The following is an 18,162-nucleotide window of genomic DNA, read 5'->3' as shown; positions in this document are numbered from 1 at the left end:
AATTGTAAATAAAAAGATATTCCAACATTAAAAAAAACAGATCAATTTTATTAATCTGTTTTTTTATGATGTATTTTTTTTCAAAAATTCTTTATTCTTCCTTTTTTAATTCATCAATCTCACTCCGAAGTTGAGCAATAATATCCTTCAATGCCTTTATTTCATTTTTATTTGAATTTACATTGCTTTTCAGAATAACATTTTTAGCCTTTTCATTGTGATCTTCTTCATCTTCTTCTTCATTAATTTCTTCTATATCTTCACTAATTTCCTCAATGTCTTCCTGGATGTCTTCTATATCTTCATTAATCTCTTCTATATCCTCACTAATTTCTTCTATATCCTCGCTGATTTCTTCAATATCTTCCTGAATGTCTTCAATATCCTCCTGAATATCTTCAATTTTTTCATGACTTTTATTTACAGACATCTGAATGAAGATCGCAAGATAAATAGCTTCCAGAGAAAGTACTGTCGTAAGGATCAGAAGCATTTTATCAAAATCAACAATATGCAGCATCGGAAGCAAAAACGAAGTAACAAACAAGAGAGTATGCACTATCAGAGACTGAATAGATCCTATCCATGAGGTTATACTGTCTGCTATTTTTTCCAGAACTTCTGCTTTTTCATTATATTTTTTCATCCTTTTAATTTTTACAACAGTTCTTTAGTTACTCCTAATCCAAACAGAGCAAAATCATATTTTGCAGGATCTTTATCATCAAACTTTCTGATGGTAATATCCAATTCTTCCACTGTTTTCCAGTCATTCTGTGTTCTTTTCAGCAATCCCAGCTTTCTTGAGATATTTCCGGTATGTACATCTAATGGAATAGACAGATATTTCTGATCAATATCCTTCCAGATTCCGAAATCTACTCCACGTTTGTCCTTCCGTACCATCCACCTCAGAAACATAATGATTCTCTTGGCTGAAGAGTTTTTGTAAGGTGAACTGATATGTTTATGGCTTCTGTGCTTTTCGGTCTCCAGAAAACTACTTCTGAATCTTTCTATAGCATGCTGAAAATTGGTTTCAGATTCTTTTACTTTAAATAAATCTTCCAGGCTTTCATTCTCTGTATAAATCCTGTTGAATTGCTTGATAAAATAAGAAAAATCTTCTCCGTTAAAGGTTCTGTGGATGCTTTTATCATGAATCTCTTTTACATCTTTTTCAGAATAATTCATTACAAAATCATAAGGAGAATTCCCCATAATATCCAATATTTTATTGGCAGAATTGATAATGGATTTTCTGTTCCCCCATGAAATGGTTGCTGCCAAAAAACCTGCAATTTCAATATCCTGCTTTAATGAGAAACGATGCGGAATCTGTATGGGGTCATTTTCTATAAAATCAGGAGCGTTGTATTGGTCTGCCTTTTCATCCAGAAAGCTTCTAAGCTCTTCAAACTTCAACATAATTTTTTTAAATTTTTACACTTTCCAGAGCTTTTGGCAGGAATGAATTAGGAAAAATGTTTCGGGCCTCATCAGTAAACACCGTTAAATCTGCATATCTATTAGAGAAATGCCCCAAGATAAGCTTTCCTACCTGAGCCTTTTGGGCAATTGTGGCCGCTTCTAATGCTGTGGTATGCCCGGTATAATCTGCCATTTCCTTCAAATCATGCAGGAAGGTAGATTCATGATACAGAACCGTAACATTTTTAATAATTGGAATAACACTTTCAAGATAACGGGTATCGCTACAGAATGCATAAGATACAGATGGAGTCGGATCAAGAGTCAACACCTCATTTTTAAGAACATAACCATCACTTAGTACGAAATCTTTCCCTGCTTTTATATTGTGATAATCACAGCTTTCAATTTCATTATACTTGGTAATCTCTTTCATATTCAAATGCCTGTCTTTTGGTTTTTCTTTAAAAAGATAACCATTACAGTAAATTCTGTGATCCAGAGGAATCGTATACACTTCTACTCTACTGTCTTCATAGATCTTTTCTGAATAGTCTTTATCCAGTTCATGATAAACCACCTCAAAACCACGATGGGTTTCTGTAATCTGGAAAATAGTTTCCATCATTTTTTTGATTCCTTTGGGACCATAAACATGTAAGGGATTATCCCGTCCTAAAAGTCGAAAAGAGGCAATAAGTCCCGGAAGTCCGAAACAGTGGTCTCCGTGAAGGTGAGAAATAAAAATATGGTTAATTTTTGAAAATCTGGCTTTTGCTTTTCTCAGCTGCACCTGTGTTCCTTCCCCACAATCGATCAGGAAGTGCCTTTCTTCCATTTCCAGCAGCTGGGCTGTGGGTGAGGAATTGATAGTGGGAATCGCTGAATTAAAACCTAATATTGTTAAATAAGTACTCAAATCAATAGTTTCTTGTAACAAATGTACGACAGAAATTTTAAAACATATATTTTCCCATTACATTTCAACAGGAAATGCATAAAAAAAGTCATTTTCCCTTCATGGAAAAATGACTTTTATTTATCTGTTATATTGATTATTTTACTTTTAAAAAGTCCATAAACAAATCCAGTGCCTGCTTACGGTGGCTGATCTTGTTTTTATCTTCCGGTTCCATTTCTGCAAAGGTTCTGTCATATCCTACAGGAACAAAGATAGGATCATACCCAAATCCTTTTAATCCTTTATTTTCTGTCAATAGATTTCCATGAACCCTTCCTTCAAAATATTGAGCTCCGTTTTCATCATAATAACATAAAACTGTAACGAAGTAAGCTTTTCTGTTTTCTATTCCCTTCATTTCTTCCAACACTTTTTCAATATTTTTAGCAAAATCGTGATCTCCGGCATAACGGGCAGAAAATATTCCAGGCCTTCCATCTAAAGATTCTACAACAAGTCCGCTATCATCCCCCAAGCTTGGAGCCCCTGTCTTTTCAAAACAATATTTAGCTTTAATAAGAGCATTGGCATGGAAAGAGTCTCCGTCTTCTACAATTTCTTCGTGAATATTATAATCCGTAAGGCTTTTAACGATACAGTCATCTCCTAAAATCTGCTGAATCTCTTCTTTTTTATGCTCATTATGTGTAGCTACCAATAATTCCATTTCTATATTCATTTTCAATTTTACTTTTTAACTGCTGTTGATTACATTTCAGAATAATGCACTTTATATTTCTTCATAAAAAGATAGTAGAACAAAGAAAAAACCACAATTCCTACAGCCAAAATCAACCATTCTGAAACATTAAAAACTTTTGCAAAACTTTCATCTTTACCATACAGTACCAGTAATGACAAGGTCAGATTATTAAATGCATGCAACAATATCGGCATCAGTAAAGATGTTGTTTTATGATATACCAATCCCAGAACACATCCCAGCATTACAGCACTGATAAACTGCCATGGATTTCCGTGAACAATCCCGAAAATAAGGGAAGCATATAAAATAGCTCTCCATGGTTTCACTCCTTTATTAATCAATCCTTTCTGAATAATCCCTCTGAAGATAATCTCCTCAAAAATAGGCGCCATAATCACCGTCATGATAATCATTACCAAAGGATTATCGGTTAACTGGCTCATAAGTTGAATGAAATATTCATAAAAGTCTCCGAAAAAGGGACCTGATGTAGGAATCAGCGTTGTGGTAAACTCTGAAATAAGCATCATCCCGGCCATCATCGGAAAAATAAGTAGATATGTATAAAAATTAACGGATGAAAGATTGAAATTAAGTCTCTTCTGGGTAGTTCTTCTTACAATAAAAAAATCGAAGAAAGCAATGGCAGTAACGAATCCTACAGAATTGGCTACCATGAGAAACCAATCTTTCAACTCAAGATTTTCTTTGAAAACCACTTTCCAAAAGGCACTGAATAAAGACACAGCCATCGTTCCCACAAATAACCCAACCACTAAAGTAACAGCGCCCAGCCATGTGAAAGTAAACTTCGGATACCTGCTATTTTCCATTCTTTTTTCTGTAAAAGTTTATTGAAACAAAGATAATTTTTTTGAGTGCTATAGGCAACTAAAAAGGAAAATACTTAAATTAGCCCCATTACCATGACTATCATAAAAACAAATACAGCAATTCCTTTCGCCGGTGTTGAATCTCAACTTAACAGGTTGGCCACTTTTATCCTTCAGACCACCTTTTTCGGGATGTTGTTTTTATTATTCAGTCTTCTTATCCTCGGTCCCGTTTATGGAATCTATAAAAGAGGATTTGAAACTATGCTTTCAGCAGTATTGATATGCTGGGGAATTTCACTTCTTATCTTAATTCCTGCTACCCGGTACTATATCATAAAGAGAAAAAATCTTTCAAGGAAGATCGTTGTTGATAATACTGGACTTTTATTTTACAATTCAAAAAATGAAATCGTAGAACAGATATTATACACAGAGCTTCGTTCCTCAAATCAAGATTTTGATATTTATTCGGTAACAACAGTTGGAGGGAGCATTGTTCCTTTTCTTGAAGTAACTTTAAAACCTGGAAAAAAAGAAGAAACGAGAAGACGTATTGATATGAATCTTCCCCTTCATGTTGTAAAGAACAAATTTACTTTATACGCCCATTTTATGCATGGAATTACAGTTTTTCGTCCGGATTTAAAAATAGATCCTATGGCTCTCAATAGCTTTTCTATTGATCCAACTACCTGGAAAGTTAATAGCAAAGGAACTTCATTAGGAGGCTGGCTTTTAATTCTTGCCGTATTTGTGATCTGTGGAGCCATTTTTGGTCTTGTATTCTTATTAGCTGAATTAAAAAATTGATCATAAAATATTAATTCTATCTCTGACTTTTCAGCCCGAATCTCAAAAAGACGGATTCCTCCACCAACATTCCAGTAATTTAAATTTGAAAACCTCGTAAAAAATCACGATTTTTGCAACTTCAAAATACGATATGTCAGACTTAATCAAAGAAATACAAAAAAGAAAGACCTTCGGGATCATTTCCCACCCGGATGCCGGAAAAACTACTCTTACGGAAAAACTACTCCTTTTCGGGGGGGCAATCCAGGAAGCGGGTGCGGTAAAATCCAACAAAATAAAAAAAGGAGCTACTTCCGACTTTATGGAAATTGAAAGACAGAGAGGGATCTCTGTAGCTACTTCCGTATTGGCATTTGAATATAGAGACCATAAAATCAACATTCTGGATACTCCGGGTCACAAGGACTTTGCTGAGGATACTTACAGAACTTTAACAGCCGTAGATTCAGTAATTGTTGTCATTGACGTTGCCAAAGGGGTTGAGGAACAAACTGAAAAACTGGTTCAGGTATGTAGAATGAGAAATATTCCGATGCTGGTATTCATTAATAAACTTGACCGTGAAGGTAAGGATGCCTTCGATCTTTTGGATGAAGTAGAACAGAAATTAGGATTAACGGTTTGCCCACTTTCTTTACCAATTGGTATGGGAAACGACTTCCAGGGAATTTATAATATCTGGGAAGACAATATTCAGTTATTTTTAGAAGAAAAAAAGCAAAAGGTTGGAGATTCTATTAAGTTTGATGATATTAATGACACTTCAATAGATGATGTAATTGGTGAAAAAGCTGCCACTACTTTAAGAGAAGAGCTTGATTTAATCCAGTCTGTTTACCCTGAGTTTAATCGTGAAGATTATATGAAAGGCGATCTACAACCTGTTTTCTTCGGTTCTGCTTTGAATAATTTTGGAGTTCGTGAATTATTGGATGCATTCATCGACATTGCTCCGATGCCACAACCTAAAGAAAGTGATACCCGTTTAGTAAAACCTGAAGAAAGCACTTTCACAGGATTCGTATTTAAGATTCATGCGAACATGGATCCTAAGCACAGAGACAGATTAGCTTTCGTAAAGATTGTTTCAGGAACATTCAAGAGAAACGAAAACTATCTATTGGTAAGAGAAGGTAAAAAAATGAAGTTTTCTTCTCCGAATGCTTTCTTTGCTGATAAAAAAGAAGTAGTGGAAGAAAGTTTCCCAGGTGATATTGTTGGTCTTCATGACACAGGAAGTTTCAGAATTGGTGATACTTTAACGGGGGGTGAAAAGCTAAGCTTCAAAGGAATACCAAGCTTCTCTCCGGAGCATTTCCGTTATATCAACAACAATGATCCCCTTAAAGCTAAGCAATTGGCAAAAGGTATCGATCAGTTGATGGATGAAGGAGTTGCCCAGTTATTTACGTTAGAAATGAACGGAAGAAAGATCATCGGAACAGTTGGAGCCCTTCAGTACGAGGTTATTCAGTACCGTCTGGAGCATGAATATGGGGCAAAATGTACTTATGAACCGCTTTCAATGCACAAAGCTTGTTGGATAGAAGCTGATGAGAAATCTGAAGAGTTTAAAGAGTTTGCAAGATTAAAGCAAAGATTCCTTGCCAGAGATAAATACAATCAATTGGTATTTTTAGCTGACTCTTCTTTCACCATTCACATGACACAGGAGAAGTTCCCGAATGTGAAACTTCACTTTATCAGTGAATTCAGAGAAAATTAAGAATTACATTCTATATAAAAAATAAAGAAACCCGTTCCAAAGTATAGAACGGGTTTCTTTTTACAATAAAATCTTAAAATTCTATTTTTTAATTATCAGTTTCTTGGAAATTTTCTGTCCATCTTTATCTACCTGAACTACATATACTCCGTTAGGAAGAGATGAAAGATTAACTTCTTCCTTAATTTTCTGACCTTTGATTTCTTTTGCAGCATTCACCAATCTTCCATCAACAGTAAAAACAGTATACGAAATACCATTTTGGGATTCTGTTTCAATGGTAAATATTCCTTTGGAAGGATTTGGATAGATTTTAACTCCTTCATCGGCTTTTTCAATTTCTTTTGTTGCTAAGGAACCTGCCCTAATCGTAAAGTTCATGCTATTAACATTCAGGAAAACATTATCAATCGCTTTAATCATAATCCTTGCATTTGAGGTCTCACTTACATTTTGAGGAACATTGAATGTATAAGATCCGTTATTGGGTGTACTGGCTACCAATGTGTGAGGAAATGTAAGTCCTCCATCTGTAGAAAGTAGAATAGTGACATTAGCTGTATTTACTGGTGCTGCATTAGTATTGGCAACATTCCAAGTAATTGTTTGAGATTGTCCTTTATTCCAGACAACTCCTGCAGCATTTTGAGAAGTAACAATAAACGGTCCAGCACCAGCAGAAACCGTTAAAGTAACATTATCACGGGCAGTTTGTCCCCCTACCGGATTATTATCTCTTACCATTAATGAAAAATTAAGTACTCTGGCTACTGAAGGAAGTTTTTCCCAAGACAATGGGTTTAACGCATCTATTATAGTAGCATCATAACCCGCAACAATAGTAGATAATTTTGGGAAATATCTTGTTGGGGATGTTCCTGCCCATAAAGAACGGAACAAAGGACCTCTGGTATTTGTTGGTCTTGGCGGCATGGTTGCAGCACCAGTATCTATTTGTTCCCAGTTATAAGTAATGGCATCACCATCCGGATCTGTTCCTACTCCTGTTAGAGCAAATGGCGTTCCCATAGGAATAGTTTTATCAGGTCCAGCATTAGCGGTAGGCTCATTATTTCCTGTGTTTGTATTAACTCCACAATTTCCACCTCCGGTAATCCAGTTATACATTTCCTGTATACTTACTGCATGAAAATAAGCATCACTATTCGATTGCACGTCAGGTGCACATATTCCGGCATATCCCATAATAGTACTTGCACTTCCCGGTTCAACGGATGTTGCAGTATTCCTATTACAACTATTATTTTGGGTATGATTAGCTCCAAACTGGTGTCCCATTTCATGAGCTACAAAATCAATACTGAAGGGATCTCCTACCGGGTTGGCGGATCCTGTTACTCCTTCAGCTTTAAGGGTAGAGCAGACTGCCGGTCTTTGAGCCAATCCATTATCATTTCCCGGACTTGCTTTAAAAAAAAGATGTCCAAGATCATAATTATTAGCTCCAATTATATTATTGGTTACTACAACATTTTCGCTAATCATCTGATCTGCATCCAGATCATCAAAGGTATCCGTGGTGATAAAAAACAGTTGATCCGTATTAGGGATTAACTGCAGGGTAACAGCAATTTCATTTTCAAATACCTGGTTAACACGGGCTATCACCAAATTAACAGCAGCCAGTACAGCAGCTCTTTTCTGTGCATCTGTTCCGTTTGTTACTCCTGCCTGTTGCGCTGTATATGCAGTGTATTCTGTTGTGGTAGTGATTGCCAGTCTATATCTTCTCATTAAACCGTCAACCACAGTTTTTTTATTTTCTGCTCCCAATTCTGCCAGTTTATTTTGGACCATATCTTCATTGAACAGACAGCTAAATCTTCCGGAAGAAACAGCATTTTTTCGATCATATACTATATAAATCTTGTTATCAGAAGAATAAGAATCTATATAATATATTCCTTTTGTACTTCTGATCGCGGCATTCAAACCGAAATATGGATCAAGGGAAAATCGTATATTGACCGTAGGGTCTCCAACCTTTTTACCCACATAAGATTTTATATCAGAATATTTTGCCTGCAAGTCATCATGCATTGTAGAGGCTTCATAAACTTCATAAGTATCAAATTCACCTTTGTCATCCGGAAATTTCATTAAAATACCTTTTTCCGAAGCCGATCTGCTTCTGTCATGGGTAGAAGCCAACTGCTGCTTGAGTTCATCCATATTCAAGTTCACTAATTGATAAGCTGAAGTCCTTACCGTCCTCTCTCTTTTTTCTTTCACCTCTTTCTGCGAGGCTCTGTTCCAGACATTCTTCTGTGCAAATGCTGTCCCTGAAAGCATTACAAATGCTGTCAGAAATAATATTTTTCTTTTCATAAGGTTTGCTTTTTTATTAATATGATGTTATTATTATTTTTAGGCTTTTCAAAAACTTTAAGAATCAATATGGGATCTCCCGTTTTCTGCTGAGCATACTCAAAATTTTCAATTTCTTTATAATAGACCCTCAAAACAGCATTCTTTCTTTCCAGTTTTTCAACTTCAATATCTCCATACTTTATTTGACTGAGTTTAGGCTTCAATACTAAAAAATATTCCCCATCCTCTAAAATTGGAATTGGAGCAGATCTGGAGTACCTGGGATCACGAAGTTTCTTATATAAAGCATGAATTTCTTCACTGGAATTGATAACCGTATATGGTTTTAAATCAATACTAAGATTAAGTCTTCTAATTTCCGAAAAGCTGATCTCCTGCTGATCTTCTTTATCATAACTTTCTTGTACCCCATTTTTATAATGAATACAATTCAATACCAGAAAACAACAAAAACTAAAAAAAGTATACTTTGACAGTGAAATCATAGCATCAAAAATAAATATTATTTAAATATCAAATCAAAAACAAGTGAATAAACCCAATAAATAAGAAGTTCATAATATAATTGACAGAAAAGTATTAAAGAAATTACACAAAGCTTAAAAAAAACACTAATAAATAAACAAGTAGGTCAACTGTCCATCTTTCGGTAAAATTTTGTAAATCTCTTGTAAAACGAATACAAGTTACTGAAAACATTATACTTATAATTTTACTATTAGAATACATTTCATTTACAAGTACTTCAGAAGCTTCATGATTAATTTTACTTCATCAAAAAAAATAATGTTATGAAAAAGTTCATATTACTCATTACGATATCAGGCGCTTTTATTGCGTGCAGTCAAAAAGGTGAGGTTTCCAAATCTAAAATTGAAGAAACTGTAAATAGTATAGACAGCGCTGCTTCTGTTGCTTCAGAGGCTGTTGATAATGCCAGCAAAACCGCTAATCAGGCTCTTGATTCAGCAAGTATAAGAATAAAAGATATTGAAGGGGCTAAAAATGATATCCAGGAGAAAATAGAAAGTACTTCCAAAATGGTAGATTCATTATCCGATAAGATTGCTTCTACAAAACTGGAATCAAAAGTTGAAAAAAAAGATTCTGTAGTTAAAAAATCCAACAAAGTAGCTGCCACCGTTTCGGCTCCTAAAGTAATTAAAGAAACTAAAATCATTTACAAAGAAAAACCAAATAACGACCGCTATGAACTGAATGTACCTAAAGATAAAATGGTAAAAACGGGATATCTTGTAGTGAAGGCAGATAATGTGGAAACTGTAAAAGAAATCATCAGAGAGGAAGCCTTCAAAAACAATGGATATATTAAAAGTGAAAATCAGTCTTATATTGAATCTGCCAATCAACAGGATGAAAATCAAAAGATCTACAGGATGAACATCAAAATTCCTATTCAGCATTTTGATGGATTAATGGAAGCTTTAAACAACAATATAGGAGGTATTGAAACCAGAGATATTCAGGTTACAGGACGTAATTATACAGACAACACCATTTGCAGTATTGATATAAATATTACTGATAAAACCGAAGCGGAAAAGGAGCCTAAAACTTTTGGTGGGAAATCATTGGCAGCCATTGAATCCGGCTGGGGGGTGATTACTTCAATCTTTCTTTTTCTTCTTCCGCTATGGCCAGTGTTTCTGATTGGTGGTATTGGATATTATTTTTATAAAAAGAGAAACAAAAATGTTCCTGATAAAGATTCCCATTAAAGTTTAAAATCGATCACAAGATCGATTTTTTTTATTAATAACAATATCAGATAAAATATCTTATTAATTTATAGGAAAAAAATCTAATTAACCCGAGTTCGGGATCATAAAATTAAGGATAATAGACTGGAAGCTGGAAGAGAGAGGCTGGAAGTTACTATCGGAACTACCATTTCTGACGTTGCCGTAAAATTTGATGAGGCAGTCTTTAAAGGAATAATACATTACAGGGTTGTAAGTGTTTTTTTAACCTCAACTCACTTTCCTCTTCCAGCTTCAGGCTTCCTTACTTTCTAAAAGCAAAAATGTCTTATCCCGAACTCAGGTTAATTAAAATTCACTGATGGTAATAAACAGGGTTCCGGATATAGTCTGCGTATTATTTCTATCTGTATTCATAAAACGTATTCTTACATTGGAAGGAGAAGTAAGTCTTGCTGAAGCTATTGATACAGCTCCCGGCAAATCAAAATTCGGGGATACACTTACTATGGCCTGTGTAGAAGTTGGCCTATTTGCTGCTGGAATCGTCACATTGACGTCCAAAATCCCTGAGGAATTAAAAGCTCCGGTTAAAAATGTTGAATCTCCGCTGCTGATCGAATTATTGACCGATGTTGAAAAATTAATCACATTTTTATTAACTGTTCCGGTACTTCCCAACTTAAAAGTACCATTAACATCCAGTCGTGAAGATGCATTAGGTGTGGAAGTGTTTATCCCCACAGCTGAAAACATTTTTGTTCCTGTAAACGACTGATTGCTTGTAGTAACCACTCCCCTTGCTGTGGTACTTGCATCCGGTACATTGAGTCTTATACTTTCTCCTAAAGAAGCAGGTGAATTTAAGATGTTGATATCATTACCTGAAGTTCCAAGGGTTAATGCTATACTTCCCAAAGCAGATGGTGAAACAGGGATCCATGTTGTGCCGTTCCATTGAAGTAACTGTCCGTTGGACGCACCATTCTGCCCAAGAATAACCGGATTAGAAGCTGTTCCGTTTCCCGTTAACGGGCTTGCTGTCACTACAGAAGTTAATCCATTACCCTGAGTAATAATCTGTAAAGCCGTTGCTCTTTTAAGAACACCCCCCTTATCAAATACAACAATAGAATCTTTTGCAGAAGCATTAGGTGCTGTTTCTTTAATGTTTCGTATACGTACTGAGCCGTTAACGTCTAATGTTTCAGTAGGTTGAGGCGTATTGATTCCCACTTGGGAAGTAACGTGTATTACTGCTCCAAAAAGAAGCAATAGAGATAAAATTTTCATCATAGTGTGATTTATTTAATGAAACAAATGTAATAAACTTATTGAACATCAAAAATAAATCACTGATTTTCACTATTCTATACATAATTATTTTGAAATTTAGTAGCCTCTAAAATATGAAACGGCTTTCATAATCATGCTTAGCAAAAATATTTATTAAAAAACAATACCAAAATTGATCAGTACTTTGTAATATAATAAGCTCAAAAAAATGAGTGCGCCATCAAATACTATAACATTAACAGGGTTGTTTTCAGAGTATAATGATACTTTAAAATAAGAAGGCCTCCAAAACGGAGGCCTTTTACATTATTTCATGTTCACTACTTTGTCTACGACAAACTTTGTATTTCCTCTCCACGGAAGAGCGCCATTGTATTCTTTGTAATGGAGATCAAAGGTTTTACCACTATTGGTTTCCAATTGTTTGAAAACTTCAGGGTCGTCTACGGAAAATTCAAACTCATAGCTTGTAATACCTCCCGTTTTTCCTTTTCCAAACCCTTCCTGAATCAGTTTACCTTCATAAGTTTTGAAGACATAGCCTTTTTTCATAGCATAATTCAGGTATCCAGATTTTACGCCTTCACCAAAAACGAAGAAGAACTTATACCATACAAATACTCCTAATAATAGCAGTACGACACCGAGGGTAATCCACAAAGTTTTTTTCATAGGGAGTGTGTTTTATTGTTATTTATTTTGCGATACTTCTTGAGATCACAATTTTCTGGATTTCAGAAGTTCCTTCGTAGATCTGAGTGATTTTTGCATCTCTCATTAATCTTTCTACATGGTATTCTTTCACATATCCGTATCCACCGTGAATCTGCACTGCTTCAATAGTAGTATCCATTGCTACCTGAGAAGAGTATAATTTTGCCATAGCTCCGCTTTCAGAGATATCTTGTCCTGCATCTTTCTCACAAGCTGCCTTGAAACATAACATTCTTGCAGCAGTAATCTGAGTAGCCATATCTGCTAATTTGAATGCGATAGCCTGGTGGTTGATAATCTCAGTTTTGAAAGCTTTTCTTGTTTTAGCATATTTCAGAGCTAATTCATAAGCTCCTGAAGCAATTCCTAATGCCTGAGAAGCAATACCGATTCTACCACCGTTCAATACAGCCATTGCAAAATTGAAACCAAACCCGTCTGCACCAATTCTGTTTTCTTTAGGAACTTTTACGTTGTTGAAGATCAAAGAGTGTGTATCACTTCCTCTGATTCCCAGTTTATCTTCTTTTACTCCTACTTCAAAACCTTCCCATCCTCTTTCTACAATAAAGGCATTAATTCCTTTGTGTTTTTTCTCAGGATCTGTTTGTGCAATTACGATATAATAAGTAGCTGTACCTCCGTTGGTGATCCAGTTTTTGATTCCGTTTAAAAGATAGTAATCTCCTTTGTCTTCAGCAGTTGTTTTCTGAGAAGTAGCATCAGAACCAGCTTCCGGCTCAGATAAAGCGAATGCTCCGATAACCTGTCCGCTTGCAAGAGGAGTAAGATATTTTACTTTTTGCTCTTCAGAAGCAAATTTTTCCAAACCAGCACAAACCAATGAATTGTTTACAGACATTACAACCGCTGCAGAAGCATCTACTTTTGCAATCTCTTCCATTGCCAGCACGTAAGAAACACTGTCCATACCTGCACCACCGTATTTAGGATCCACCATCATTCCTAAAAGGCCCATTTCTCCCATTTTCTTCACCTGCTCAACAGGGAATTTCTGGTCGCGGTCTCTTTCAATAACTCCAGGTAATAGTTCGTTCTGTGCAAAGTCTCTTGCCGCCTGCTGAATCATCAGCTGTTCTTCAGATAAATTAAAGTCCATAAAAAAAATAATTAGATAGCCGTAAATTTACACTTTTTAAGCAAATCTGAAAAAATAAATTAAAAGTAGGGAAAATACTGATGGAAAGGGAGATGGGAGAGATTCTGGATGCGGGGTTCGGGATTCTTGATTTTGTGATATTGATGCCTTATAAAACAGATGTTAGGTGGTTAATAAGACCTGTTAATAATGAAGAGGCATTCTGCTATAGAAAGATTTAGATAATCCGTTTTTACGGCTTCCAGAGCGCTTTTACACAGAATTTGTTATGGTACACATTCAACTTATCTCCAATTATCAGATTCAGATGTATACAATTAAAAAAAATGCTTATATTTAGATTTATTTATAAATTATTTAAAAAATCATGACGATCAAGAGATTATTCGATATTCCGCACTACGCTTTAGCAAAATATCCTAAAACGGATATGTTTGTAACAAAATATAATGGTGAATGGAAAAAAACTTCTACGCAGGAGTTTATTAATGAAGGAAATAAGATATCCAGAGGATTACTGAAGCTAGGTATAAAACCGGGTGATAAGATCGCTTTGATAACCACCAATTCTCGTACAGAATGGGCAATAATGGATTTTGGGCTTTCCCAAATTGGCGTTGTTTCGGTACCGGTTTATCCAAGTATTTCGCCGGAGGATTATGAATTTATCTTCAACAATGCTGAAATACAATATTGCTTTGTTTCTGACAAAGAACTTCTTAATAAGGTAATGAAGGTAAAGCACAACATCCCAAGCTTACAGGGAATCTTTACTTTTGATAAAATAAGTGGTGCTGCCAACTGGAGTGAAATTCTGGATCTTGGTGAGGATGAATCTACTCAAATTGAAGTGGAAGACCTTTCCAATGCCATTAATACAGAAGATTTAGCTACTATTATTTATACTTCAGGAACTACAGGAAGACCTAAAGGAGTCATGCTTACCCATAATAATATTGTTTCCAATGTATTGGGTTCAATTCCAAGAATTCCAAAGAAAAAAAGTCTGGATTATAAGGAAACAAGAGCTTTAAGCTTCCTTCCTATCTGTCATATTTTTGAAAGAATGCTTTTCTATCTTTATCAATACAACGGTTTTTCTCTTTACTTCGCTGAAAGCATCGAAAAAATGGGTGAAAACGTAAAAGAAGTTAAGCCTCATTATATGACTGTAGTCCCAAGACTGGTAGAAAAAGTATATGATAAAATTTACAATACCGGTTCTTCTGCCGGAGGTTTAAAATCGAAAATCTTCTTCTGGGCTTTGAATTTGATTACCAAAAAGAAATCTGTTTCTAAGCCATCAGGCATTCAGGAACTTATTGCTGACAAACTGGTATTTTCAAAATGGAGAGAAGGTTTAGGAGGTGAGATCATTACATTAGTTTCCGGATCTGCAGCCTTGTCTACAAGACTGAATTTAATGTTTCAGAATGCAGGAATTCCTATTTTGGAAGGGTATGGATTAACAGAAACATCACCTGTAATTTCTGTAAATAGTTTTGAAAAAATGAGAGTAGGAACTGTAGGAATTCCATTGGATAATTTACAGGTTAAAATTCAGGAAGACGGTGAAATTACAGTAAAAGGACCTTCTGTCTTTAAAGGTTACTTCCGGAATGAAGAAATGACTAAGGAAGCATTTACTGAAGACGGATTCTTTAAAACAGGAGATATTGGCCATATTGATAGTGATGGCTTCTTACAGATCACGGACCGTAAGAAGGAAATGTTCAAAACATCAGGTGGAAAATATATTGCTCCTCAAACTATTGAAAACCTAGCTAAAGCCTCAAAATTCATTGAGCAGATCATGGTGGTAGGTGATGGCGAAAAAATGCCTTGTGCTCTGATACAACCTGATTTTGAATTTGCAAAAAACTGGGCAATGAGAAATAATCTCAATATTGGTTCTACTCCTGAAGAGATTGCAAAAAGCACAGAACTGAAACAGAGAATTGAAAAAGAAATTGATGGAATTAATGAACACCTTGGAAACTGGGAGAAAATTAAGAAAATTGAGCTAACTCCTGAGATTTGGAGTATCGAATCCGGACTTCTGACTCCCACACTGAAATTGAAGAGAAAAGCGGTAAAAGAGAAGTTTATAGCCCTTTATAATAAAATGTACGATCATCAAGATTAAAATAATATCAACCGCTTCAAATGAAGCGGTTTTTTTTCAGGGTTTAATTAGGTTTTGACTAAAACCAATGGAATCTGTTATAAAAAACAACTCCCCCCCTTGCTAGTGAAATTTTTACTCTCGTAGATTTAACAGATTATGCAGATTCTTTTACTACAACCTTTATCATTCCGACTGGAATCCAAACTTATATTTTACCATGTTGAAATTCCTCATTCGTCGGAAATCGGAGATTCAGTGTTGCCAATGACAAAAATACTGGTGAATCGTTAATATTATTCGTGAAAATTATTTGTGTAATTCTCGTGTTTGGATAAAACGAAAAAAGCTGCCTCAAAATGAAACAGCTTTTGTATTGTTGAAAATCAATAATTAGAATTTAATTACAGATTTCATTCTTTCGTTTTCTTCCATTACCAACTCATCGTCAACAAGGATTTTTCCAGAGTGCTCATCAATAATGATTTTCTTTCTCTGAGCAATTTCCATTTGCTTTTGTGGTGGAATAGTGAAGAAAGATCCTTTTGGAGCTCCTCTCTCTAATCCTACTACAGCAAGACCGTTGATAGAGTTTGTTCTGATTCTGTTGTAAGAAGCTAATAATCTCTCATCGATTTTACCTGCATATTCTTTAGACTGCTCTAACAAATATTCTTCTTCTTTTTGAGTTTCAGAAATAAGACCTTCTAATTCTTCTTTCTTGAATTTCAAGTGGTTTTTCAAATCGTTGATCTTATCGTTCAACTCACTTAAAGTTTCGTTTTTGTGAGCAATTTTAGCTCCGAATTCTTTAATTCTTTTTTCAGCAAGTTGAATTTCCAGATCCTGGAATTCCATTTCTTTTCCTAATGCTTCAAACTCTTTATTGTTTCTTACATTATCCTGCTGAGATTTGTATTTCTCAATTAAAGTTTTTGCATGGTTAATCACTTCATGCTTTGTTTTGATCTGATCGTCCTGATCTTTAATGTCTGCATGAAATTTTTCAGCTCTCTTTTCAAGACCTTCAATCTCGATTTCAAGATCTTCAACTTCAATTGGCAATTCTCCTCTAGTATTTCGGATTTCATCCAATCTTGAATCAATGATCTGTAAATCGTATAAAGCTCTTAATTTTTCTTCAACTGAAATATCGTTGGTTTTTGCCATATTTAAATGAAATAATTTACTGGGTTTGTTTTTTCAATAGATTTTGAAATTGCAAATGTACTAAATTTTTGTGATAAAATTTCAAATAATTGTTGAGTGACAAATTGTTCTGATTCATAATGTCCTATATCACAGATCAACATTTTAGACTCGGCTAAAAAATAGTCGTGATATTTAAGATCTCCGGTAAGGTAAGCATCACATTTTTTGGAAACTGCTGCACGTATTCCGCTGGCCCCTGAACCTCCAAGTACTCCTACTCTTTTAATTTTTTTGTTATTAAAAGCAGAATGTTTGATGACATCAAGACCAAATTTTGCTTTAACAAATCCTAAGAAGTCCTTTTCGTCCATTTCTTCTTCCAGCTCACCATACATTCCCAGACCAACATGATGATTTTTATTATCAAGACTGTATATCTGATGGGCAACTTCTTCATATGGATGTGCCGCTTTCATCGCTCCCACAATTTGTCCCTGCTTAAACCCTTCAAAAATAACGGAAATCATATCTTCATCCGCATTCTCTCGAATGTTTTGTTGTCCGGAAAACGGATTAGAGCCTTCAACAGGTCTGAACGTTCCGTTTCCATTAATGGTAAAGCTACATTCATCATAAAACCCTATATTTCCGGCTCCTGCTGAAAATAGGGCTTCCTTTACTTTTCCGGAATAATCTTTAGGTACAAAAACTGTCAGCTGCCTTAAGTTGTTTTCTTTGGGCTGAAGGATCTTCATATTCTTTAATCCCAACTGACTGCATATTCCGTGATTTACCCCGAAAAAATCATTATCAAAAGCTGTATGAATGGCATAAATGGCAATTTTATTTTCTATCGCTTTTAAGACGGCTCTTTCTACATAATTTTTCCCGGTTAAAGACTTTAATCCTGAGAAAATAATAGGATGAAAACATACAATCAGGTTACAATTTTTCTCAATGGCCTCATCCACTACATTTTCCAGTGCATCATGACAAACCAAAATTCCGGATACATCACGATCGGGAACTCCACATAGGAGACCTACGTTATCAAAATCTTCTGCCTGTCTTATACTTATTTCCTCTTCTATCTTTGAAATTACAGTTCTTAGCTTCATTCGTCTATATTTTACAGTTACAGCGAAGATATTAATTTTAGAAGGATTCAGAAAAAAATTCTACACCAACAAAAAGCCGGCTGATGAAGAC

17 protein-coding genes are annotated in these 18,162 nt (G+C 35.1%); 5 read left to right on the top strand and 12 right to left on the bottom strand.

The features are described 5' to 3' along the window. Window positions 1-91: 91 nt before the first annotated feature. The 5 genes from CHSO_RS08395 to CHSO_RS08375 all read right to left on the bottom strand — a co-directional run bounded on the left by CHSO_RS08395 (window position 92) and on the right by CHSO_RS08375 (window position 3,931). Window positions 92-646: a DUF1003 domain-containing protein gene (locus CHSO_RS08395; RefSeq protein WP_045494846.1), complete on the bottom strand. Its 555-nt coding sequence runs from the start codon at window positions 644-646 to the stop codon at window positions 92-94. Between the two features lie 11 nt (window positions 647-657). After that, window positions 658-1,428, bottom strand: a complete 771-nt coding sequence (locus CHSO_RS08390; protein ID WP_045494844.1) for a TIGR02757 family protein — start codon at window positions 1,426-1,428, stop codon at window positions 658-660. A 7-nt stretch (window positions 1,429-1,435) separates the two neighbouring features. After that, window positions 1,436-2,350 (bottom strand): ribonuclease Z, encoded by a 915-nt coding sequence (locus tag CHSO_RS08385; protein WP_045502169.1) that lies wholly within the window; start codon window positions 2,348-2,350, stop codon window positions 1,436-1,438. Window positions 2,351-2,486: 136 nt separating this feature from the next. Beyond that, complete coding sequence (rdgB, locus tag CHSO_RS08380) at window positions 2,487-3,071, bottom strand: RdgB/HAM1 family non-canonical purine NTP pyrophosphatase (protein ID WP_410493399.1); 585 nt, start codon at window positions 3,069-3,071, stop codon at window positions 2,487-2,489. Between the two features lie 29 nt (window positions 3,072-3,100). Continuing rightward, a complete protein-coding gene (locus tag CHSO_RS08375) occupies window positions 3,101-3,931 on the bottom strand; it encodes a CPBP family intramembrane glutamic endopeptidase (RefSeq protein WP_045494842.1) in 831 nt (276 codons plus the stop codon). Between the two features lie 93 nt (window positions 3,932-4,024). Between CHSO_RS08375 and CHSO_RS08370 the strand changes: the two genes are divergently transcribed. Then, window positions 4,025-4,744 carry a hypothetical protein gene (locus CHSO_RS08370; protein WP_045494841.1) on the top strand — a complete coding sequence of 240 codons (720 nt, stop codon included), beginning with the start codon at window positions 4,025-4,027 and terminating at the stop codon, window positions 4,742-4,744. A gap of 133 nt (window positions 4,745-4,877) precedes the next feature. Beyond that, window positions 4,878-6,473: a peptide chain release factor 3 gene (locus CHSO_RS08365; RefSeq protein WP_045494839.1), complete on the top strand. Its 1,596-nt coding sequence runs from the start codon at window positions 4,878-4,880 to the stop codon at window positions 6,471-6,473. Between the two features lie 81 nt (window positions 6,474-6,554). On the opposite strand, the gene CHSO_RS08360 is transcribed toward CHSO_RS08365, so the two are convergent. Both CHSO_RS08360 and CHSO_RS08355 read right to left on the bottom strand, forming a co-directional pair. Continuing rightward, window positions 6,555-8,822 (bottom strand): reprolysin-like metallopeptidase, encoded by a 2,268-nt coding sequence (locus CHSO_RS08360; protein WP_045494837.1) that lies wholly within the window; start codon window positions 8,820-8,822, stop codon window positions 6,555-6,557. Continuing rightward, window positions 8,819-9,310 carry a hypothetical protein gene (locus tag CHSO_RS08355; protein WP_045494835.1) on the bottom strand — a complete coding sequence of 164 codons (492 nt, stop codon included), beginning with the start codon at window positions 9,308-9,310 and terminating at the stop codon, window positions 8,819-8,821. Before CHSO_RS08355 ends, CHSO_RS08360 begins: the two co-directional genes overlap by 4 nt. 306 nt (window positions 9,311-9,616) lie before the next feature. On the opposite strand from CHSO_RS08355, the gene CHSO_RS08350 reads away from it, so the two are divergent. Next, window positions 9,617-10,564, top strand: coding sequence for a DUF4349 domain-containing protein (locus CHSO_RS08350; protein WP_045494833.1), 948 nt, complete (start codon window positions 9,617-9,619; stop codon window positions 10,562-10,564). Window positions 10,565-10,894: 330 nt separating this feature from the next. Here the strand turns inward: CHSO_RS08350 and CHSO_RS08345 are convergent, their stop codons facing one another. From CHSO_RS08345 to CHSO_RS08335, 3 genes are all read right to left on the bottom strand, one after another. Beyond that, complete coding sequence (locus CHSO_RS08345) at window positions 10,895-11,842, bottom strand: hypothetical protein (RefSeq protein WP_045494831.1); 948 nt, start codon at window positions 11,840-11,842, stop codon at window positions 10,895-10,897. A gap of 306 nt (window positions 11,843-12,148) precedes the next feature. Beyond that, window positions 12,149-12,514, bottom strand: a complete 366-nt coding sequence (locus tag CHSO_RS08340; RefSeq protein ID WP_045494829.1) for a hypothetical protein — start codon at window positions 12,512-12,514, stop codon at window positions 12,149-12,151. A gap of 22 nt (window positions 12,515-12,536) precedes the next feature. Then, complete coding sequence (locus CHSO_RS08335; protein WP_045494827.1) at window positions 12,537-13,676, bottom strand: acyl-CoA dehydrogenase; 1,140 nt, start codon at window positions 13,674-13,676, stop codon at window positions 12,537-12,539. An 80-nt stretch (window positions 13,677-13,756) separates the two neighbouring features. Between CHSO_RS08335 and CHSO_RS25925 the strand changes: the two genes are divergently transcribed. Both CHSO_RS25925 and CHSO_RS08330 read left to right on the top strand, forming a co-directional pair. Further along, a complete protein-coding gene (locus CHSO_RS25925; protein WP_171817625.1) occupies window positions 13,757-13,897 on the top strand; it encodes a hypothetical protein in 141 nt (46 codons plus the stop codon). A 146-nt stretch (window positions 13,898-14,043) separates the two neighbouring features. Beyond that, the gene (locus CHSO_RS08330; protein WP_045494825.1) at window positions 14,044-15,822 is read left to right on the top strand and encodes an AMP-dependent synthetase/ligase; all 1,779 of its coding nucleotides are present in this window, start codon (window positions 14,044-14,046) and stop codon (window positions 15,820-15,822) included. Between the two features lie 372 nt (window positions 15,823-16,194). On the opposite strand, the gene CHSO_RS08325 is transcribed toward CHSO_RS08330, so the two are convergent. After that, window positions 16,195-16,971, bottom strand: coding sequence for a zinc ribbon domain-containing protein (locus CHSO_RS08325; protein WP_045494824.1), 777 nt, complete (start codon window positions 16,969-16,971; stop codon window positions 16,195-16,197). A 2-nt stretch (window positions 16,972-16,973) separates the two neighbouring features. Beyond that, the gene (locus CHSO_RS08320; RefSeq protein ID WP_045494822.1) at window positions 16,974-18,071 is read right to left on the bottom strand and encodes a Nif3-like dinuclear metal center hexameric protein; all 1,098 of its coding nucleotides are present in this window, start codon (window positions 18,069-18,071) and stop codon (window positions 16,974-16,976) included. Window positions 18,072-18,162 lie beyond the last annotated feature (91 nt).

Origin of the sequence: Chryseobacterium sp. StRB126, assembly GCF_000829375.1 — a bacterium.
In the GTDB taxonomy this organism is placed as follows: Bacteria; Bacteroidota; Bacteroidia; order Flavobacteriales; family Weeksellaceae; genus Chryseobacterium.
Note: the sequence above shows the minus strand (reverse complement) of the source record. Positions and strands in the feature narration are given on the sequence as shown.